At 68.8% G+C, this 19,921-nt stretch carries 16 protein-coding genes; 7 read left to right on the top strand and 9 right to left on the bottom strand.

The window, feature by feature from the left end:
• The first annotated feature begins 43 nt into the window (after positions 1-43).
• Complete coding sequence (locus ACFV2O_RS26655) at positions 44-2,092, top strand: ATP-dependent DNA helicase (RefSeq protein ID WP_379254105.1); 2,049 nt, start codon at positions 44-46, stop codon at positions 2,090-2,092.
• A gap of 78 nt (positions 2,093-2,170) precedes the next feature.
• On the opposite strand, the gene ACFV2O_RS26650 is transcribed toward ACFV2O_RS26655, so the two are convergent.
• The 3 genes from ACFV2O_RS26650 to glgP all read right to left on the bottom strand — a co-directional run bounded on the left by ACFV2O_RS26650 (position 2,171) and on the right by glgP (position 6,912).
• A complete protein-coding gene (locus ACFV2O_RS26650) occupies positions 2,171-2,704 on the bottom strand; it encodes a DoxX family protein (RefSeq protein ID WP_379254104.1) in 534 nt (177 codons plus the stop codon).
• A gap of 164 nt (positions 2,705-2,868) precedes the next feature.
• Positions 2,869-4,230 carry an NCS2 family permease gene (locus tag ACFV2O_RS26645; protein ID WP_379254103.1) on the bottom strand — a complete coding sequence of 454 codons (1,362 nt, stop codon included), beginning with the start codon at positions 4,228-4,230 and terminating at the stop codon, positions 2,869-2,871.
• A gap of 108 nt (positions 4,231-4,338) precedes the next feature.
• Positions 4,339-6,912 (bottom strand): alpha-glucan family phosphorylase, encoded by a 2,574-nt coding sequence (gene glgP / locus ACFV2O_RS26640; RefSeq protein ID WP_379254102.1) that lies wholly within the window; start codon positions 6,910-6,912, stop codon positions 4,339-4,341.
• Between the two features lie 262 nt (positions 6,913-7,174).
• Here glgP and ACFV2O_RS26635 point away from each other — a divergent pair, with 262 nt between their 5' ends.
• The 4 genes from ACFV2O_RS26635 to glgB all read left to right on the top strand — a co-directional run bounded on the left by ACFV2O_RS26635 (position 7,175) and on the right by glgB (position 12,654).
• Positions 7,175-7,618, top strand: a complete 444-nt coding sequence (locus tag ACFV2O_RS26635) for a hypothetical protein (RefSeq protein WP_355075574.1) — start codon at positions 7,175-7,177, stop codon at positions 7,616-7,618.
• 139 nt (positions 7,619-7,757) lie between these two features.
• Entirely contained in the window at positions 7,758-8,399 is a 642-nt protein-coding gene (locus tag ACFV2O_RS26630; RefSeq protein WP_379254101.1) for a LysE family translocator, read from the top strand.
• Positions 8,400-8,500: 101 nt separating this feature from the next.
• Positions 8,501-10,504, top strand: coding sequence for an alpha-1,4-glucan--maltose-1-phosphate maltosyltransferase (locus tag ACFV2O_RS26625; RefSeq protein ID WP_356966874.1), 2,004 nt, complete (start codon positions 8,501-8,503; stop codon positions 10,502-10,504).
• Positions 10,501-12,654, top strand: a complete 2,154-nt coding sequence (glgB, locus tag ACFV2O_RS26620) for a 1,4-alpha-glucan branching protein GlgB (protein WP_379254100.1) — start codon at positions 10,501-10,503, stop codon at positions 12,652-12,654. The genes ACFV2O_RS26625 and glgB overlap by 4 nt, the downstream gene beginning before the upstream one ends.
• Positions 12,655-12,936: 282 nt before the next feature.
• Here glgB and ACFV2O_RS26615 read toward each other — a convergent pair whose 3' ends face one another.
• The 3 genes from ACFV2O_RS26615 to ACFV2O_RS26605 form a co-directional block, all read right to left on the bottom strand.
• Positions 12,937-13,785 carry a tetratricopeptide repeat protein gene (locus ACFV2O_RS26615; RefSeq protein WP_355075969.1) on the bottom strand — a complete coding sequence of 283 codons (849 nt, stop codon included), beginning with the start codon at positions 13,783-13,785 and terminating at the stop codon, positions 12,937-12,939.
• A gap of 61 nt (positions 13,786-13,846) precedes the next feature.
• Complete coding sequence (locus ACFV2O_RS26610) at positions 13,847-14,215, bottom strand: DUF3817 domain-containing protein (protein WP_355075568.1); 369 nt, start codon at positions 14,213-14,215, stop codon at positions 13,847-13,849.
• Positions 14,216-14,890: 675 nt separating this feature from the next.
• Positions 14,891-16,069, bottom strand: coding sequence for an acetyl-CoA C-acetyltransferase (locus ACFV2O_RS26605; protein ID WP_379254099.1), 1,179 nt, complete (start codon positions 16,067-16,069; stop codon positions 14,891-14,893).
• Between the two features lie 127 nt (positions 16,070-16,196).
• On the opposite strand from ACFV2O_RS26605, the gene mce reads away from it, so the two are divergent.
• Positions 16,197-16,670 carry a methylmalonyl-CoA epimerase gene (gene mce, locus ACFV2O_RS26600; protein WP_379254098.1) on the top strand — a complete coding sequence of 158 codons (474 nt, stop codon included), beginning with the start codon at positions 16,197-16,199 and terminating at the stop codon, positions 16,668-16,670.
• A gap of 86 nt (positions 16,671-16,756) precedes the next feature.
• Entirely contained in the window at positions 16,757-17,758 is a 1,002-nt protein-coding gene (locus tag ACFV2O_RS26595) for a hypothetical protein (protein ID WP_355081524.1), read from the top strand.
• Between the two features lie 99 nt (positions 17,759-17,857).
• Here the strand turns inward: ACFV2O_RS26595 and ACFV2O_RS26590 are convergent, their stop codons facing one another.
• The 3 genes from ACFV2O_RS26590 to ACFV2O_RS26580 are packed head-to-tail and all read right to left on the bottom strand — an operon-like array spanning position 17,858 to position 19,672.
• Positions 17,858-18,166 carry an ATP/GTP-binding protein gene (locus tag ACFV2O_RS26590; RefSeq protein WP_379254097.1) on the bottom strand — a complete coding sequence of 103 codons (309 nt, stop codon included), beginning with the start codon at positions 18,164-18,166 and terminating at the stop codon, positions 17,858-17,860.
• A gap of 47 nt (positions 18,167-18,213) precedes the next feature.
• Entirely contained in the window at positions 18,214-18,903 is a 690-nt protein-coding gene (nucS, locus tag ACFV2O_RS26585) for an endonuclease NucS (protein WP_355081528.1), read from the bottom strand.
• Positions 18,904-18,940: 37 nt separating this feature from the next.
• Positions 18,941-19,672, bottom strand: coding sequence for a rhomboid-like protein (locus ACFV2O_RS26580; protein WP_379254096.1), 732 nt, complete (start codon positions 19,670-19,672; stop codon positions 18,941-18,943).
• Positions 19,673-19,921 lie beyond the last annotated feature (249 nt).

Below are 19,921 nucleotides of genomic sequence, written 5' to 3'. Positions count from 1 at the left end.
GCGACCGCCCTGCCCTGTCGGAGGCGCCGAGTAGGCTGCTCGCGTGCCCGAACTGCCCCCCGTATCCGACCTTCTGGCTACCGCCGTACACGCGCTGGGCGGCAAGGAGCGCGCCGGGCAGGTGACGATGGCCGCGGCGGTGGACCACGCGATCGATACCAAGGAGCACCTCGCCGTGCAGGCAGGCACGGGCACCGGCAAGTCGCTGGCGTATCTGGTGCCGAGCCTGCGCCACGCCGTGCGCACCGGCCGCACGGTGGTGGTCTCCACGGCCACGATCGCGCTGCAACGTCAGCTGGTCGACCGTGACCTTCCGCGCTTGGCCGAGGCGCTCAGCGGCCCGTTGGGACGCACGCCGAAGTTCGCGATCCTGAAGGGCCGCAACAACTATTTGTGCTTGAACAAGATCAACAGCGCCGTACCGGACGAGCCCGCCGAAGCGGAGTTGTTCGACGCGTTCGCGATCTCGCGCCTCGGTCGCGAAGTGCAACGGCTCAACGAATGGGCCTCCGACACCGACACCGGCGACCGCGACGAACTCGCTCCCGGCGTGAGCGATCGGGCCTGGCGGCAGGTGAGCGTGTCGTCGCGGGAATGCCTGGGCAAGTCGCGTTGCTCCTTCGGCCAGGATTGCTTCGCCGAGCGCGCCAGAACCGAGTCGGCGCAGGCCGACGTGGTGGTGACCAACCACGCGCTGCTGGCCATCGACGCGATCAGCGGCATCCAGGTGCTCCCCGAACACGACGTCGTGGTCATCGATGAGGCGCACGAGCTGGTCGACCGGGTCACCGGCGTGGCCACCGCCGAACTGACCTCCGCCGCGATCAGCGCGGCGGCCCGGCGTTGCGCCAAGCTCATCGACGAGCAGGAGGTCGACCGCCTGGAGGGCGCCGCAGAGGCCTGGCACACCGTGCTGGACGAGCTGCCCGCCGCCCGGTGGGACACCCTGCCCGACGGCGTGGCCCCGGTACTGGCCCTGGTCCGCGACGGCGCGTGGAACGCGCGCACCGCGCTCGCGCCCCCTGGCAGCGCCACCGCGCAGGGCGACCCGGAGAGTTCCGCCGCCCGCACCATGGCCTTGGCCGCGCTCGACGAGGTGCACGACAGCGCGGTCCGCGCGCTGACGGCGTTCGACGAGCCCGATCCCGCCGCCCGCCGCGACGTCATCTGGCTGGCCGCCGACGAGATCCGGGGCGTCGTGCGCCGGTCGCTGCGGATGGCGCCGCTGTCGGTGGGCGGGCTGCTGCGCAGCAGGCTCTTCGGCGCCGCGACCGTCGTGCTCACCTCCGCCACGTTGCAGATCGGCGGCTCGTTCGACGGCCTCGCGGTCACCTGGGGCCTGCCCGCGCAGTCGGGCAATCGCACCGACCCGGCCACCGCGAACGGCGCGCAGGCGCCGTCGGACGCCGACAGCGTGCGCTGGAGTTCGCTCGATGTCGGCTCACCGTTCGACCATGCCAAGTCCGGCATCCTCTACGTCGCCAAACACCTGCCCGCGCCGGGCCGCGACGGGCTCGCACCGGCCTACCTGGACGAGATCGAGCGACTGATCACGGCCGCGGGCGGACGCACCCTCGGCTTGTTCTCCTCGATGCGCGCCGCCCGAGCGGCCACCGACGCACTCCGCGAACGGTTGCACACACCGGTGCTGTGCCAGGGCGAGGACGCGACGGGCGCGTTGGTCCGCAAGTTCGCCGACGACCCGGAGACCTCCCTGTTCGGCACGCTGTCGCTGTGGCAGGGCGTCGACGTGCCTGGACCGTCGCTGAGTCTGGTGATCCTCGACCGCATCCCTTTCCCCCGCCCGGACGATCCGCTGCTGGCGGCCAGGCAACGCGCCGTGGAGATGCGCGGCGGCAACGGCTTCATGACCGTGGCCGCCAACCACGCGGCTCTGCTGCTCGCGCAGGGCACCGGCCGCCTGCTGCGCAGCGTCGACGATCGCGGTGTGGTGGCCATCCTGGATTCCCGCCTCGCGACCGCTCGCTATGGCGGATACCTGCGCGCGTCGCTGCCGCCGTACTGGGAGACTGCCGACCCTGAGGTCGTGGTCAAAGCACTGAGCAGGCTGGCCGCCGCGGCGAAGGTGTGACAACGGCGCACGGCCACCACGCCACCTCGAACAGCGTGGCCGGCAACGCGAGCGCCGCGAATCCGTTGCGCCGCAGGCTCAGAGGACCCACTTCAGGATCAACGTGAGCACGCCCGCGACGACGGCGAGGATCAGCGCCCCCACACCCCACACGAATCCGTGGCGCTCCCACGGACGCCCGGCGTCCAACGAGAACTTACCCGGCCCGGTGAAGGGCAGCGCCGCGCCGACCACCGCGAACAGCAGACCCATTTCGTAACCGCCCAGCAGGCCACCGGCCCAGGTGGCGTTGATCGCGTTGATCATCGTGCCCAGCACGATCGCTCCGGCAAGCGGCGTCAGCAAACCGAGCAGCAGGAGGAGGCCGCCGGTGAATTCGCTCAGCCCCGCCAGCGTCCCGAATACCTTGCCCGGGTTGTAGCCCATCTTCTCGAAGCCGTCGGCGTTGGCTTGCAGACCGGGCCCGCCCCACCAGCCGAACAGCTTCTGCGCGCCGTGCGCCGCGAGCAGGCCGCCGAAGACGACTCGCACGACCAGCAGGCCGATGTCGGGGGCGATTCGGTCCAGCTCGGAATCGGTTCCGGTTCTGTCGAGTACGGATTTGATCGTCATGGTGGTCCTCATCCCTGCGCTGTCGTTCCCGGACATGATCGTTACTTCGGCGAAGAAAGCGGACTGCGGTCCGATTATCGCACGAACGGGGGCAACTACCCAACCTCTCGGTCTATTCCACGGTCGGGCGGGAAGGATGGTTCAGCGCTCGGGCGAGCGGAAAGTCATTCCGCGAGGAAGAAGAAGTAGCCGAGGAACACCAGCATCAGTGCCCACATCGCCGGATGCACATCCTTGACGCGGCCCTTGGCCGCCATGACCACCGGGTACAGCAGCATCCCCATGGCCAGGCCGTTGGCGATCGAGTACGTCAGCGGCATCATCACAATGGTGATGAACGCGGGCACCGAGTACTCCAGGCGGTTCCAGTCGATCTGCCCCAGCGATCGGGCCATCAGGATGCCGACCACGATGAGCGCGGGCGCGGTCACCTCGCTGGAGCCCGCGACGACCGCGAAGATCGGAAAACAGAACATGGCCACGAAGAACCAGCCCGCCGTGGTGACGGCGGTCAGCCCGGTCCGTCCGCCCGCCGAGACGCCCGCGGTCGATTCCACGTAGGCGGTGGTGGTCGAGGTGCCGATGACCGCACCCGCCATGGTGCCCACCGAGTCCGCCGCCAGCGCGCTCGCCGCGCGCGGCAACTTACCGTTCGCGTCCAGCAGCCCGGCCTGGTTCGCGACGCCGATCAGCGTGCCGGATGCGTCGAAGAAGTCGACGAACAGCATGGTCAGCACCACCACGACCATCTGACCGGTGAACGCGTCGGGCAGATGGACGATCGCCTGACCGAAGGTCTGCTCGAGCCCATGCGGCGCGGCGAACAAGCCCTTGGGGAGCGCGACCAAGCCGCTGACGATGCCGACGAGGGTGGTCAGGACGATGCCGTAGAGCACGGCGCCGTGCCAGCCGCGCACGAGGAACACCACGGTCACCAGCAACCCGAACAGCGCGAGCAAGGTGGTGCCCTTGGTGAAGTCGCCCAGGGTGACCAGCGTCGCCTCGCTGTTCACCACGATCCCGGCGTTCTTCAAGCCGAGGAACGCGACGAACAGTCCGATGCCGGCGCCAACGGCGAGCTTCAATTGCATCGGGATCGCGTTGAGGATGCGTTCGCGAATCCGCGTCACCGCCAGGACGAAGAAGATGGCGCCGGACAGGAACGTGCCCGACAACGCGACCTGCCAGGGAATCCCCATGCCGAGCACCACCGTGTAGGCGAAGAAGGCGTTGAGTCCCATGCCCGGCGCGAGCGCGATCGGATATCGCGCCCACAGCCCCATGACCAGCGTGCCGAATACCGCGGCGACAGCGGTCGCGGTGAACACCGCCTGCATCGGGATGCCCTTGTCACCCAACGCGCCCTGATCGCCCAGCACGGCGGGGTTGACCGCGAGGACGTACGACATGGCGAGGAACGTGACCGTCCCCGCCATGAGTTCGCGCTTCACGGTCGAGCCGGTCGAGCGAACCCCGAAGTATCCGTCGAGGCGTCCTCGGGTCCGGTGCAGAACGTCGGTGACCATGGGTGACTCCAGTACAGGAACGATTCGGGGCGGGCCAAGGGCACGGTAGCCGACGGTTCACTGCCCGCGACACCCACGGCGGCGCCACCGTGACCGGCGCCACCGGGGTCAAGCGCTCGGAGCGGAGACCAGTCCGAACTCGGCGTCGGAGGCCAGCAGATCGTTGTGCGGCAGCACCCGCACGGTGTACCCGACCGCGCCGGACAGCGGCAGCGGCGTGTCCACGGTGAACAGCTCGGCGCCCGCGTCGGACCCGACGTGATTCATCGGGATCGTCGTGGTGTCGGAGAGATCGTCGGTCGACGAGACCCGGCCGAGCACCGCCTGCACCACCACGTCCGGCACGCTCAAGCCACCGAGCTCGACCCGCGCGGTGAGCGACAGCCGCGCCCCGATCACCGGCGTGTCCGGCAGCCCTGCACTGTCCACCTGGATCACCTTGACCGAGGGCCACGCCGACTCGACCCGGTGGCGGTACTCGGCGATGGCGCGCGCCACCGCGAAATCGTCGGCCGTCGCCCGCTGCGACGCCGCGGCGGCGGGAGCGTAGTACTCCACCGCGTAGTCGCGGACCATCCGGGAAGCCAGCACCTTCGGCCCCAAGGTCTGCAACGTGTGGCGAACCATCTCGACCCAGCGCACCGGCATCCCGGACGCGTCGCGCTCGTAGAAACGCGGCGCCACCGCACGCTCGAACAAGTCGTAGAGCGCGGCGGCCTCCAGATCGTCGCGGCGGTGCTCGTCCCGGACGCCTTCCGCGGTCGGAATAGCCCACCCGTTCTCGCCGTCGTACATCTCGTCCCACCAGCCGTCGCGGATGGAGAGATTGAGCCCGCCGTTCAGCGCGGATTTCATGCCGGAGGTGCCGCAGGCCTCGAGCGGGCGCAGCGGATTGTTCAGCCAGACGTCGCAGCCCCAGTACAGGTAGCGAGCCATTGATATGTCGTAGTCGGGCAGGAAGACGATCCGGTGCCGCACCTCGGGATCGTCGGCGAAGCGGACCACCTGCTGGATCAGCGCCTTGCCGCCGTCGTCGGCCGGATGACTCTTACCCGCGACGACCAGCTGCATCGGCCGCCGCGGATCCAGCAGCAGGGCGCGCAGTCGCTGCGGATCGCGCAGCATCAGGGTGAGGCGCTTGTAGGTCGGCACTCGCCGGGCGAACCCGACGGTCAGCACATCGGGGTCGAAAACGCCGTTCACCCAGCCGAGTTCGGCTTCCGCGGCGCCACGCTGCAACCAGGACGCGCGCAGCCTGCGGCGCACCTCCTCGACGAGGATGCCGCGCAGGGTGTTGCGGGTCGACCACAACTCGGCGAGATCGACGTCGCGCAGCCGTTCCCAGCCGCGCCCCTCCTCGACCAGCTCCGCGCCGATGTGTTCGCGCGCCTTGTCCACCCACTCGCGCGCGGCCCAGGTGGCGGCGTGCACACCGTTGGTGACCGAACCGATCGGCACCTCGGCCGGGTCGAAGCCCGGCCACAGCGAAGCGAACATGGACCGGCTCACCTCGCCGTGCAGCTTCGATACGCCGTTGGCGCGCTGCGCCAGGCGCAAGCCCATGTGCGCCATGTTGAAGACCGACGGATCGGCCTCCCGGCCGAGAGCCACGATCCGGTCCACCGAAAGCCCCGGCAGCAGAGCGGATTCGGATTCCCCGTGCGCACCGCCGAAATAACGCCGCACCATCGGCATGGGGAACCGGTCGATGCCCGCCGGGACCGGCGTATGCGTGGTGAACACCGTGCCCGCCCGAACGGCGGCGAGCGCGGAATCGAAATCCTGCCCGGCCGCGACGAATTCGCGGATCCGCTCCACGCCGAGGAAACCCGCGTGGCCCTCGTTCATGTGGAACACATCGGGATCGGGCAGTCCGGCGGACGCGGTGTACGCGCGCACCGCCCGCACACCGCCGATGCCAGCGAGAATCTCCTGACGGATGCGATGCTCCTGGTCACCTCCATAGAGCCGGTCGGTCACCGCACGCAACTCCGGGTCGTTCTCGGCGATGTCGGAGTCGAGCAGCAGCAGCGGAACCCGGCCGACTTGCGCGATCCACACCCGAGCACGCAGCACCCTGCGGTCGGGCATCGCGACGTGGATGAGCACGGGCGAACCGCCGGAGGTGAGCGCCCGCAGCGGCAAGCCCTGCGGATCCAGCGCCGGATAGTGCTCGGCTTGCCAGCCGTCCGTCGTCAGCGACTGCCGGAAGTAGCCCGAGCGGTACAGCAATCCCACGCCGATCAGCGGCAGGCCGAGGTCGGAGGCGGCCTTCAGGTGGTCTCCGGCCAAAATGCCGAGGCCGCCCGAATAATTCGGCAACACCTCGGTGACGCCGAACTCCATCGAGAAGTAGGCGATGCCCCGCACCCCTTCCTCGCCCGCCCGGCGCTGGAACCAGCCCGGCGCGGCCAAGTACTCGCGCAGGTCCGCCGCCGCGGAGTCCACACGCGCGACGTAGCCGGGGTCGGCGGCAAGCTCGTCCAGCCGCGCCGCGGGCACCTCGCCCAGCATCCGGACCGGGTCGTGCCCCATCTCCTGCCACCGCTGGGGATCGAGCGCGGCGAACAGGTCCTGCGTCGGCGGATGCCACGACCAGCGCAGATTCGTGGCGAGCTCCCCCAGGGCGGCCAGGCGCTCGGGCAGATGGGCACGGACGGTGAAACGACGCAATGCCTTCATTGGGTAGAACCTACACGCCGACCGCGGGACGCGCCCTGCCCGACCACGGCCCGGAACAACCTTCCGACCAGCGCGTTTCCCGGCAGCATAACGCTCTTCATCGTCACGGAACGGCCACACGCCGCACACCGGCACCCCCGTGCCCGCTACCCGATCGAGACCCGCGCTCGCTTGTGAACTCCGGAACCCGGGGCAAACCCACAAGCTGTGCGGACCAACCGGCCGCACCAACCGAATCAGTACGGGAGTGATCGAGATGTGGATGACAGCACACCCAAATCGCGCCCGCGATCGGCGCTGGTCGCGCGCTGGAGCAGCGATCACAGGGTTCGGAGCGCTCGCGGCGGCATTCGTTCTCGTCGCACCCGCCGCCGGCGCGGCGGTCACGACGGCGACCGCCAGCCCGGCCCAAGGCACCAGTTTCGGCTTCGGAAACTACGGAACCAACTGCCAGTACCGGGTGACGGCGACGGTGGACAACAATCCCTCGACCGAATCGGTTCAGTTCGCCGACAGCGCCGGGGGCACCTTCTCACCGAACCCCGCACCGGTGGTCGGCAGCCAGGCCACCACGGTCTGGATCCCCGAGGCGACCGGGCAGCACACCATTTCCGCGACGCAAGGCGCCACGCCCGCTTGGACTTCACCGGTGATGACGGTGGGCAACGGGATGAACCTGGGCTTCGCGTGCATGGTCATGCCGTGATCGACGTTTCGGGCATGTCGAGTTGAGCGCCCGGGTGGCCACCCAGTGGACGAGCTCCGTCCATGGCCACCCGGGCACCTCACTCTTCAAAGCGGGAAAATCGGTAGCCCGAGCAGGACCGGGATGACAGCATCGGCTGATGCCGCACTGGGTCGATGTTCTTCCGCAATTCCTGCCGGCCTGCCTGCTCATCGCCGCGCTGCCCGGGCCTGCGACCGCACTGTTCTTGCAGCGCGCGGTGCGGGACGGCCGCACCGCGGGCTTGGCGGCGGTGGCCGGGAACGAGATCGGCGTACTCGGCTGGACGCTGGCGGGCGGGGCGGGACTGTCCGTCCTGCTCGTCGCGAATCGCGCCATGAACACGGCCGTGCACGTCATCGGCGCGCTGGTCCTGATCTGGCTCGGCGTGCAGGCGTGGCGGAATGCCCGTGGTGGCGAGGAGTTCGGCAGCGCGATGACGAGGATGCTACCGGCGGGTCACACGCCCGCCGCCGCGTTCCGCGCCTCGCTGATCTCGATCGCGGCCAACCCCAAGGCGGCGATTTTCGGATTGACAATCCTTCCCCAATTCCTTCCGTCCGAGGGGCCGGTGCTGCCCACGGTGGTGATCCTGGCGCTGATCCAGTTGGTGATCGACACCGCGTGGTGCGTCGGCGTGGTCATGGCGGCCGACCGCGCGGGCGCCTGGCTGCGCCGCACCGGTATCCGGCAGCGGGTAGAGCGTGCGCTCGGCGCGGTGCTGGTCGCGCTCGGCCTGGGCCTCGCCGCCGACGCACGCTGAGGCGAATGCCCAGCTGGCCCGCCACCGTGAGAGGCCAGGAACCGGGCACGAAAAATCGGCTGGTCCGGTCCGAAAGGCCGGTTGCCGGTAGGTTGGGGTCCGTGACCGGCCGCATCGCTATCGATGACACTGCCCCGTCCATCCCAGGCGGCCGGCCCGCCAAGGCGGTGGTCGGCGAGGTATTCCCGGTGCGCACCGTGGTTTGGCGCGAGGGGCACGACGCCGTCGCCGCCACACTCGTCGTGCGCGCCCCCGGCGCGTCGCGACCCACCCGCGTCCGCATGACGCCGGACTACGAGCCCGACGTCTTCAACGCGACCTTCACACCGAACACGCCGGGAGCCTGGACCTACCGGATCGAAGGCTGGAGCGATCCGATCGCGACCTGGCGATCGGCGATCGAGGCGAAACTTGCCGTCGGGCAGAGCGCCGTCGATCTGGCCAACGATCTCGAGCTGGGCGCTCGCCTGTTCGACCGCGCGGCGCAGGCCGTCCCGAAGAAACAGTTCGAGCGCTTGCGCGCGGTCGCCGCTGCGCTGCGCGGTGACGAGCAACTCCCCGCACGGGTGGCCCCGGCCTTCACCGAGGAGGTCGCCGGGATCCTGCGCGCCACGCCGCTGCGCGACCTGGTCACCCGCGGGCCGCAGCACACCGTCCTGGTCGAGCGGCACCGCGCGCTCTACGGCTCCTGGTACGAGTTCTTTCCGCGCTCGACCGGCGGCCGCGACGCCACCGGCGAGCCGGTTCACGGCACCTTCGTCACCGCGGCCAAGGACCTTCCGCGCATCGCCGCCATGGGCTTCGACGTGGTGTACCTGCCGCCGATCCACCCGATCGGCGAGGTCAACCGCAAGGGCCGCAACAACGCGCTCACGGCGGAGTCCGGCGACGTCGGCTCGCCGTGGGCCATCGGCTCGCGGCACGGCGGTCACGACGCCGTGCATCCGGAATTGGGCACCGAAGCCGATTTCGCCGAGTTCGTCAGGGCGGCGCGGGAACTGGGCCTCGAGGTCGCGCTCGACCTCGCCTTGCAATGCGCGCCGGATCATCCGTGGGTCGAGGCGCACCCCGAGTGGTTCACCACCTTGCCCGACAACACCATCGCCTACGCGGAGAACCCGCCGAAGAAGTACCAGGACATCTATCCGGTCAACTTCGACAACGACCCCGACGGGCTCTACGCCGAAGTGCTGCGCGTCGTCAAACACTGGATCGGCTTGGGCGTCAACATATTCCGCGTCGACAATCCGCACACCAAGCCCGCCGACTTCTGGGAGTGGCTGATCGCGAACGTGTGGCGCACCGACCCGGACGTCATCTTCCTGTCCGAGGCGTTCACCCGCCCCGCCCGGCTCTACGGGCTCGCCCGGCGCGGATTCAGCCAGTCCTACACGTATTTCACCTGGCGCGTGGCCAAATGGGAGTTGACCGAGTTCGGCAACGAATTGGCCGCGAAGGCCGACGAGGCCCGCCCGAACCTCTTCGTGAACACCCCGGACATCCTGCACGAGAGCCTCCAGCACGGCGGGCCGGGCATGTTCGCCATACGCGCCGTCCTGGCCGCCACCCTCGCGCCCACCTGGGGCGTCTACTCCGGCTTCGAGCTGTTCGAGCATCAGGCGGTGCGCCCGGACAGCGAGGAGTACCTCGATTCGGAGAAATACGAGCTGCGCCCGCGCCCGTTCGCCGAGGCGCTGGCGCGCGGAGAATCGCTGGAACCCTGGCTCACTCGGCTCAACGAGATCCGCCGGGCCCACCCCGCCTTGCAACAGCTGCGCTGCCTGCATTTCCACCACGTGGACAACGACGCGCTGATCGCCTATTCCAAGCTCGATCCCGCCAGTGGCGACGCGGTGCTGGTCGTGGTGAATCTCAATCCTTTCGGCGCCGAATGGGGCATGCTCTCGCTCGACCTGCCCGCGATCGGCCGCGAGTGGCACGACCACCCGGTGGTGTACGACGAGGTCAGCGGCGAGGAATACCACTGGGCCCAAACCAATTACGTGCGATTGGACCCCGCGCGGGCCGTGGCGCACATCATCGCCCTGCCCCCGGTGTCCCAGCAGGCTCGCACCGAGCTGGCCTACCGCAGGACGCTGCGATGAAACGTCGCGACCTCATGCTGCTCGCGGCGGGCACCCATACCGACCCGCACACCGTGCTCGGCGCACACCCCCATCCGGACGGCACCGCCGTGCGGGTGCTGCGCCCGCACGCCGAAACCGTTTCGGTGCGGGTCGGCGGCGACGACCACGTGCTGAAGTCCGTGGGCCACGGCGTATTCGCCGCGGTGCTGCCGTACCCGGAGATCGATGACTATCGCGTCGTGACGACCTACCCCGGCGGCCAGACCGTCATCGGCGCCGACGGCTACCGATTCCTGCCCACGCTCGGCGAACTCGACCTGCACCTGATCGGTGAAGGCCGCCACGAACGCCTGTGGGACGTGCTCGGGGCGCACCCGCGCCGCTACAGCACCCTCGACGGTGACGTCGCGGGCACGTCGTTCGCGGTATGGGCGCCGAACGCGCGCGGCGTCACCGTGATCGGGGACTTCGACGGCTGGAGCGGCACCACCGCGCCCATGCGGACGCTGGGGTCGTCCGGGATCTGGGAAGTCTTCATCCCGGGTGTCGAGCCGGGCGCCAAGTACAAATACCGCGTGCACGGCGCCGACGGGCGGACCGTCGATCACGCCGACCCGCTGGCATTCGCCACCGAACTACCACCGGCTACGGCGTCGGTGGTCACCGAAAGCCATTACGTGTGGCAGGACAGCGCCTGGCTCGAGCAGCGCGCGGCCACCGATCCCACCCGCGCCCCGATGAGCGTCTACGAGGTGCATCTCGGTTCCTGGCGGCCCGGCCTCGGCTACCGCGAACTGGCCGACCAGCTCGCCGAGTACGTGCGGGCGACCGGATACACCCACATCGAGCTGCTCCCCATCGCCGAGCATCCGTTCGGCGGCTCGTGGGGCTACCAGGTCACCTCCTACTACGCGCCGACGGCGCGATTCGGTTCCCCGGACGACTTCCGAGCGTTCGTCGACCGCATGCACGCGGCGGGCATCGGCGTCCTGCTGGACTGGGTCCCCGCCCACTTCCCGCGCGACGAGTGGGCGCTGGCCCGATTCGACGGCACTCCGCTCTACGAGCACGCCGACCCGCGCCGGGGCGAGCAACTCGACTGGGGCACTTACGTGTTCGACTTCGGCAGGCACGAGGTACGCAACTTCCTCATCGCCAACGCTCGCTACTGGGTCGAGGAATTCCACATCGACGGTCTGCGCGTCGACGCGGTCGCCTCCATGCTCTACCTGGACTACTCCCGCGCCGAAGGCCAGTGGGAGCCCAACGTGCACGGCGGCCGGGAGAACCTGGAGGCCGTCGACTTCCTGCAGGACCTCAACGAGACGCTGCACCGGCATCACCCCGGGGTCGTGACGATCGCCGAGGAGTCCACCACCTGGCCCGGCGTCACCCGCGGCATCGACGTCGGCGGTCTCGGCTTCACCATGAAATGGAACATGGGCTGGATGCACGACACCCTCGGGTTCCTCGGCCGCGACCCGGTGCACCGCTCCTGGCACCACAACGAGATCACCTTCTCACTGGTCTACGCCTGGAGCGAGAACTACGTGCTGCCGATCAGCCACGACGAGGTCGTGCACGGCAAAGGCACGCTGTGGACCAGAATGCCGGGCGACGATTTCGCCAAAGCCGCGGGCGTGCGGGCGCTGCTGGCCTACATGTGGGCCCACCCGGGTAAACAACTGCTGTTCATGGGCCAGGATTTCGGCCAGTTCCGGGAGTGGTCACACGATCGCGGTCTGGACTGGCACGAACGGGACAACCCGCTGCACCAAGGCATCACCACGCTGGTGCGTGACCTGAACGCCGTCTACCGCGCCCACCCCGCCCTGTGGAGCCAGGACACCACACCCGGTGGCTACGCCTGGATCGAGGCGGACGACCGCGCGAACAACGTGCTGGCGTTCCTGCGCTACGGCTCCGACGGCTCCGTTGTCGCCTGCGTCTACAACTTCTCCGGGTCGGCGCACGACGCGTACCGGATCGGCCTGCCGCACGCGGGCCCGTGGCTGGAGATCCTCAACAGCGACGCCGCGGACTACGGCGGCTCCGGCCTCGGCAACCTGGGCGAGGTGACGGCGAGCGCCGAGCCGTGGCACGATCGGCCCGCCTCGGCCACCGTGACGCTCGCACCCCACGGCGCGGTCTGGCTGCGCCCCGCCTGACGAGTCGCCCGGCGAACCGAGCCCTGCCCGACGCCGACGTGCGCCGGTCCTCGAAGCACGGACTCAGGTGAGCAGCTGACGCCTCGGTGCGAGACCCGAGTCCGATGCGCGAATCCAGAGCAGACTCGGCGGACGCCCACTATGAGCGGCGATCGATGATCATCGCGACCGGTTGTAGCGGAGGTCCGTCACAACACCGCGCCGGATCGGATACCCGACGCCTGGGCGCAACCGGGGGCGGTGACGCGGCCGGCTGGTTCGCGGACCGCCCCGCGCGGCGGCTCAGTACAGCGCCGCGGCCAGCTTGCGGCGCGCGGCCACGACGAACGGCTCGGCCTGATCGAACAGCTCGAACAGCTCGAGCAGGCGGGTGCGCGCCTTGGTGCGCTCGTCGCCGGAAGTGCGCTTGACGACGCCGATCAGCCGATCGAAGGCCGCTTCGGGCCGCTGCTGGAACAATTCGAGATCGGCGGCGCGAATCGCGGCATCGACGTTCGACGGGTCGGCATCGGCATCCTCGATCGCCGACTCCGGCAGCTCCTGGGCCCGCGCGAGGAAGCGCAGCTGACGCAGCGCGCCCTTGGCTTCGTCGTTCGTCGGCTCGGCGTCGAGAATCGCCTGGTAAGCCGCCTCGGCGCCGGCCAGGTCACCGTGCTCGAGCGCCGCCTCGGCCGCCGCGAAACGCGGGTCCTCAGCCTGCGGCTGCGGCTCCCCGCCACCCTCCAGCTTGCCCGCCACCGCGTCGACCACGGCGTTCAGCCACTGCCGCACCTGCGGCTCCGGCTGGGCGCCCTCGAAATCGGCCAGCGGCTGCCCTGCCGCGATCGCGATGACCGTCGGGATGCCCTGCACCCGCAGCGCCTGCGCGATGCGCATGTTGGCCTCGGCCTCGACGATCGCCAGGTCCCAGCTGCCGCCGTCGGCGGCCACCAGTCGCTCCAGCGTCCGCACCAGTTCGACGCTGCCCGGACTGCGCTGCGAATACAGCACGACCACCACCGGCACCTGCATCGAACGACGCAGCACCTTGGTCTCGAAATCGGCCTCGGATACCGCGTAGTCGCCACCGGCCGGAGCGCCCCCGCCACCGGCGGGCTGCTTCAGGCTGGACAGATCGACCGCGCCGGACATGGCGGCGGCGACAGCGGGCGAAGGACGGCGTGCGGCTGGTCGATTCACGACCTCCAGTTTGTCACGACGTGGCGGATGCGGGCGCCCCGGACTCGACCGAACCGGCGTTGCTCAGCTCACCCAACCGCCCCGTGCGCACCGCCCAGACCTCGAACAGCACCGTGCAGAACGGCGGAATGCTCGACAGCAGCGCGAGGACGGTGGTCTTGACGTTCCAGCCCAGCTCGCGCGCCGCCACGATCGCGGTGATGACGAACAGCACGAACACGATGCCGTGCGTCATGCCGAACACCTTGACCGGCCACAGCACCGGCTCCGGAATCCGCTTGAACACCATGCCGATGATCAGCAGCAGCCAGGAGATCGCCTCGAGCACCGCGATGAAACGAAACCGCTTGGCCACCGTGCTCAGGTCGAAGACATTGCCCATGCGCCCATTCTGCCGGATGCACTACAGGCTGTCGTAGTGAGCTGTGTCTAATTGCGGCGCCTGCGGCGCCGCGTGTTCGCGGCCCCTTATGGCTCGCGTTTGCGCGACCGCCGCTTGCTCCTTCGTCGCGCGGGCCGCGAACGGAACAGGCTCGGTCTCGCTCCGCTCGAAAGACGTGGTTGCGGTGCGCTGGGCGCGTCGGCATGCGAACTCGAGACCAGGACCAGGACCAGGACCGCGCGAACGCGCGAACGCCGCGAATGCCCCTCGCTTTCTTGAACGCGCTGATCGGCCGGTGCGATCGCAACATCGGTCACCTTCCGATCGCAGTTGCGCATGGCACCAGTAGCGAAACGACTGCTTCGGGTGAAGTGCGCCACGGATGACGCGACCACTCCTACGCCAGCCGAGTTCCGACCCGGCGATCCGGAGCCCCGCTGCCTGGGCAGCGATCGGACGACGTGACCAGGTTGCACGAAGACCTGCCGCTCGTAGCCGCATTGCTCGCCGATGGCAAGGCGACCGCTGCCTACGGCTCGCCACGAGCCGAGCGGCCGCTCGTCGCCCCGATCTGTCACCTTGCGATGGCTGGTGGCCCTCAGCAGAACGACCGATGGCCGCCCACATCGGGGCGGCCATCGGCACGATTCGGCGCGGGGCATCGCCCCGCCGGACTCAGACGCGAACGATCAGCGCGTCACCCTGTCCGCCGCCGCCGCAGAGCGCGGCCGCGCCGACGCCGCCGCCGCGGCGCTTCAGCTCCAGCACCAGGTGCAGCAGGATGCGGGCGCCGGACATGCCCAGCGGGTGGCCGATGGCGATGGCGCCGCCGTTGACGTTCACCTTCTCCGGGTCGATGCCCAGCTTGCGGGTGGACGCGATGCCGACGGCGGCGAACGCCTCGTTGATCTCCACCAGGTCCAGGTCGGCGGGCGAGATGCCCTCGCGTGCGCAGGCTTTGGCGATCGCGTTGGCGGGCTGGTCCTGCAGCGTCGAATCCGGACCCGCGACCACACCCGCCGCACCGATCTCGGCGATCCAGCTCAACCCCAGCGACTGCGCCTTCTCCTTGCTCATCACCACGACCGCCGCGGCTCCGTCGGAGATCTGCGACGCGGTGCCCGCGGTGATGGTGCCGTCCTTGCGGAACGCCGGACGCAACTTACCCAGCGACTCCACCGTGGTGTCGGCGCGAATGCCCTCATCCGTGGTCACCAGCACCGGATCACCCTTGCGCTGCGGCACCGCGACCGGGACCACCTCGTCGTCGAACACGCCGTTCTTCCACGCCGCCGCCGCACGCTGGTGCGAAGCCGCCGCGAACGCGTCCTGATCCTCCCGGCTGATCCGATCGGCCTCGTTGCGCGCTTCGGTCAGCGCGCCCATGGCCTGATCGGTGAAGATGTCGTGCAGGCCGTCGTAGGCCATGTGGTCACGCAGCGTCACGTCGCCGTACTTGAAGCCCTCCCGGCTCTTCTCCAGCATGTGCGGCGCCCGGCTCATCGACTCCTGGCCACCCGCGACGACGATCTCGTACTCGCCCGCCCGGATCAGCTGGTCGGCCAGCGCGATCGCGTTGATGCCCGACAGGCAGACTTTGTTCAGCGTCAGCGCGGGCACGTCCATCGGGATGCCCGCCGCCACCGCCGCCTGCCGGGCCGGGATCTGGCCCGCGCCCGCGGTGAGCACCTGACCTATGATCACGTAGTCGACCTGGTCGGGCGCGACACCGCCCTTCTCCAGCGCCGCCTTGATCGCGAACCCGCCCAGATCGGAACCGCTGAAGTCCTTCAGACCTCCGAGCAGCCTGCCGACCGGGGTACGCGCACCGGAGACGATCACGGAAGTGGTCACGACGAGCCTCGCATTCGTAGATCGGACCTGCTCGCGCCCACACCGGGCAATGCGAGAGCAGGTGTTCTACTCAACGGTAGCGGGTGCGTCGCACGCGCCCCGTGCCAGGTCGCGCTACTTTCGAATGGTGAGCAACGTTATCGAACAGTCATCTTTCATCCCCGCGGACTACGTGACCGCGGTGGACCACGTCGGCATCGCGGTGCCGGATCTCGACACCGCCGTCGCCTGGTACGCGGAGAACCTCGGCATGATCGAGACCCATCGCGAGGTCAACGAGGCTCAGGGCGTGCACGAGGCGATGCTGTCGCTGCCCGGCGCACCCGACCGCGCCACTGCCCTGCAGTTGCTGGCACCGCTCAACGCGGAGTCGACGATCGCGAAGTTCATCGACCGCAGTGGGCCCGGCTTGCAGCAACTGGCCTACCGGGTGACCGACATCGAGGCCGTCTCCGCGTACCTGCGCGCCAAGGGTCTGCGTTTGCTGTACGAGGCCCCGCGGCACGGAACGGCCGATTCTCGCATCAATTTCATCCACCCGAAGGATGCTGGAGGTGTGCTGATCGAGTTGGTCGAACCGAACGCTAATGTTACGCACTAGTATCGGCGTCAGGTCGGGAAAACTCGTTGGAATGACATTCGCAGTCGAGTCACCATCGGCTGTCTTCAGGCTGTAGTTTGTGTGCCATGTCGTCACCCGAGTCCGATCGCAATCGCTTCGTTGCACTGCCCTTCACCGTTGTGCGCAAGGGTTATGCGCAAGACGAGGTGCGTAATTACTTCGACCGCTTCGACGCGGAACTGAGAGTCACCGCCACCGACCGCGATGCGGCTGCGGCACAAGCACGTAACCTCGCGAGCCAGCTGGAAGACGCGCGCGACGAGATCGACGAACTCCGCAAGGAGGTCGACCGACTCTCGGTGCCGCCGACCACCGCGGAAGGCATGTCCGACCGCATCTCCCGCATGCTCCGTCTCGCCTCCGACGAGGCGTCCGAGGTCCGTGCCCTGGCGCAGGCCGAGGCCGCCGAGATGGTGTCGATCGCCGAGCAGCAGGCCACCGAGATGCGTGGCAAGTACGAGTCGCTGCTCGCGGAGACCAAGGAGAAGCGCGAGGCGCTCGAAATCGAATTCGAGCAGACCCTCGCGAACGCACGCACCGAGTCCGCCAAGATCATCGAGGCCGCTCAGGCCGAGGCCGACCGCATCGCGAAGGAAGCCGACGCGAAGCGCAAGGCCACCCAGCAGGACTTCGAGGCCACCATGGCCGAGCGTCGCACCAAGCTCACCCGCGCCATGGAAGAGCTGGAAGCCACCAGCCGCGCCGAGGCCGCCCAGCGGATCAAGGACGCGACCGACGAGGCCAACCGCCTCATCACCTCCGCCACCCAGACCTCCGAGCGCAAGATCGCGCACGCGAAGGAGCTGGCCGAGGAGATGCGCGTGCTGCGCGGCCGCGTGCTCGCCCAGCTGCTCGGTATCCGCGGTCAGCTCGACTCGGTGCCCGCGATGCTCGCCGCGGTCAACCGGGAAAGCGAATTGCTGGACGGCGTTCCGGATCAGCGCAAGTCGATCGGCGGCAACACCAAGTCGGTCACCGGTTCCCGTCAGAAGGCGATCCCCGAGGTCGCCACCGAGGACGACGATATCGACTCGGAAGAGCGCGAGAGCGCCGACGTCAGCAACTGACGTCGGACTGAGGCGACTACAGCAAAACTGAACCGAATTCACCGAAGGCCGCCCCAACCGGGGCGGCCTTCCTTAATTCCGCACCCGGTTTGCTGGGCATCAGGACCAGCGTCGGGTGATCTTCCGAGTACGGCGACCGTTCCAGCACCCGCGATGCCAATGCCTGCGGTCGTCTTCTCCGCCATGAGCGGGCCACGCGACGAGGTGCGCGACGCCGGGCGGGATCTCGTGGTCACAGCCCGGGCAGCGGTAGGTCTTCACAGCGCGGGTACCCGGAATGGTGCGGACCACATAAGTCTCGTCACCGTCCGGGCCTGATTCGGTCCGTCCGAAGACATCGCCGATCGGCGCGCCTCCCGACCGCGAGTGATCAGCGGAGCGATCCGAACGCGGTTTCCGGCGAGGCATGCGACAAGCCTATTACTCGGCCGCGTGCGCCCCGCACGCCCCCGAGTTCAGAACAAGCGGAATTCGTTGCTCTCCGTGCCACGCAGGGCGTCGTAATCGAGTGTGAGGCAGCGGATGCCGCGATCCTCGGCAAGCGTGCGCGCCTGCGGCTTGATCTGCTGGGCGGCGAAAACGCCCGCCACCGGAGCCAGCAGCGGATCCCGGTTCAGCAACTCGAGGTAGCGGGTGAGCTGTTCGACGCCGTCGATCTCACCGCGCCGTTTGATCTCCACCGCCACGGTGCCGCCGTCGGCGTCCCGGCACAGCAGGTCCACCGGGCCGATCGCGGTCATGTACTCGCGGCGGATGAGCGTGTAGCCGGTGCCGAGCGTATGCACGTGCTCGGCCAGCAGCTCTTGGAGATGAGCCTCCACACCGTCTTTCACCAAGCCCGGGTCAACGCCGAGTTCGTGGGAGGAGTCGTGCTCGATGTCCTCGATGGTGATGCGAAGTTCCTCGCCGGCCTTGTTGGCGACGACCCACAGCGCCTTCGCTCCCTCCGGGAGCTGCGCGTCGCCGTTGCGTTCCTCCAGCCAGCAGGGCGGGCTCATCCAGTTCAGCGGCTTGTACGAGCCGCCGTCGGAGTGCACGAGTACCGAGCCGTCCGCTTTCACCAGCAGTAGCCTGCGGGCCATCGGAAGATGGGCGGTGAGTCGCCCTACGTAGTCGACCTGACAGCGAGCAATCACTAGGCGCACCCAAGCACTGTAGGCGAACGCCCGCACGCCCCCGTCGTCAGCCCATGAGCAGAATCGCCGCGAGAACCCCGCTGACGGCGAGCAGGGCGCTTTCGATCCGGGTCAGCCGCCGACGGGTGGTCGTCCTGGCCCAGACCATGCAGAACCCGACCACGGTGCCGATCATCAACGCCACCATGTGGCCGACCTGGGTGAAGGTGTGCTCGATGAGCACACCCTCGACCGCGACGATGAACCAGAGCGTCGACCAGGCGGCGCGCCACCGGTAGGGCAGGGCGGCCACCAGCGCGCCGACCAAAGCCATGGCGCCGTAGCTGACACCGACGTCTTCGGCCCACCGGATGCTCGTGGGCACCCATCCGGCCTCAACGCCCACCCACAGCCCCGCCGCGACGAACAACGTGGCGCCGATGTGGCCGGCCAGGAAAACCCGAACCAACCGCAACGCGCCGAAGCGCAGTTCGACGAGAGCGAGCAGACAGGCCAGCAGCGGGATGATCACCCACGACCCGACGACGTCGCCGATCACGAACGCGCTTGCCAGCAACGTCCCGATCCGGCCGTCCAGCAGGTTGTGCAGGTTCGTGCTCGCGTGCAGAACCACCCTCGTCTGCGCGGAGTCGCTCAGGACGGAGAAGATCGCAGAGACGACGACCAACCCCGCCAAGTACACAGCCGTCGCGGGCAGCCTCGGCCGCCACCAACGCGGTCGCGTCGAGGTGGCGGGGGCTGGCGGCGCCGGGTGACCCGGCGTCGTCGCGACGACCATACATACCTCCGTTGTTCGCGCGGGACAGCGATCCGTCTCCACCATCCATCATCGTCGTCCGCGCGCTGCGTGTGCTTGTAGTTCCCTCTGAAATTGCTGCGAAACGTTCTCGCCGCATGAACGACGAAAGGCCCTCGACGGTGTCGAGGGCCTTTCGTGAAAGGATGTTCCGGCGGTGTCCTACTCTCCCACACCCTGTCGAGTGCAGTACCATCGGCGCTGGCAGGCTTAGCTTCCGGGTTCGGAATG

This window comes from Nocardia sp. NPDC059691, from assembly GCF_042733915.1.
Lineage (GTDB): Bacteria > Actinomycetota > Actinomycetes > Mycobacteriales > Mycobacteriaceae > Nocardia > Nocardia sichangensis.
The sequence above is the reverse complement of the archived record's forward strand: the minus strand, read 5'-3'. Positions and strand labels throughout refer to the sequence as shown.

Excerpts from the sequence above, each read along its gene's own strand:
- glgP (WP_379254102.1), bottom strand. The coding sequence starts at position 6,912 with ATGAAGGCATTGCGTCGTTTCACCGTCCGTGCCCATCTGCCCGAGCGC.
- ACFV2O_RS26615 (WP_355075969.1), bottom strand. The coding sequence starts at position 13,785 with ATGTCCGGCGCGGTCGATCTGTCCAGCCTGAAGCAGCCCGCCGGTGGC.
- ACFV2O_RS26635 (WP_355075574.1), top strand. The coding sequence starts at position 7,175 with ATGACAGCACACCCAAATCGCGCCCGCGATCGGCGCTGGTCGCGCGCT.
- ACFV2O_RS26610 (WP_355075568.1), bottom strand. The coding sequence starts at position 14,215 with ATGGGCAATGTCTTCGACCTGAGCACGGTGGCCAAGCGGTTTCGTTTC.
- ACFV2O_RS26590 (WP_379254097.1), bottom strand. The coding sequence starts at position 18,166 with ATGCCTCGCCGGAAACCGCGTTCGGATCGCTCCGCTGATCACTCGCGG.
- ACFV2O_RS26630 (WP_379254101.1), top strand. The coding sequence starts at position 7,758 with ATGCCGCACTGGGTCGATGTTCTTCCGCAATTCCTGCCGGCCTGCCTG.
- ACFV2O_RS26595 (WP_355081524.1), top strand. The coding sequence starts at position 16,757 with ATGTCGTCACCCGAGTCCGATCGCAATCGCTTCGTTGCACTGCCCTTC.
- ACFV2O_RS26650 (WP_379254104.1), bottom strand. The coding sequence starts at position 2,704 with ATGACGATCAAATCCGTACTCGACAGAACCGGAACCGATTCCGAGCTG.
- glgB (WP_379254100.1), top strand. The coding sequence starts at position 10,501 with ATGAAACGTCGCGACCTCATGCTGCTCGCGGCGGGCACCCATACCGAC.
- ACFV2O_RS26645 (WP_379254103.1), bottom strand. The coding sequence starts at position 4,230 with ATGGTCACCGACGTTCTGCACCGGACCCGAGGACGCCTCGACGGATAC.
- ACFV2O_RS26580 (WP_379254096.1), bottom strand. The coding sequence starts at position 19,672 with ATGGTCGTCGCGACGACGCCGGGTCACCCGGCGCCGCCAGCCCCCGCC.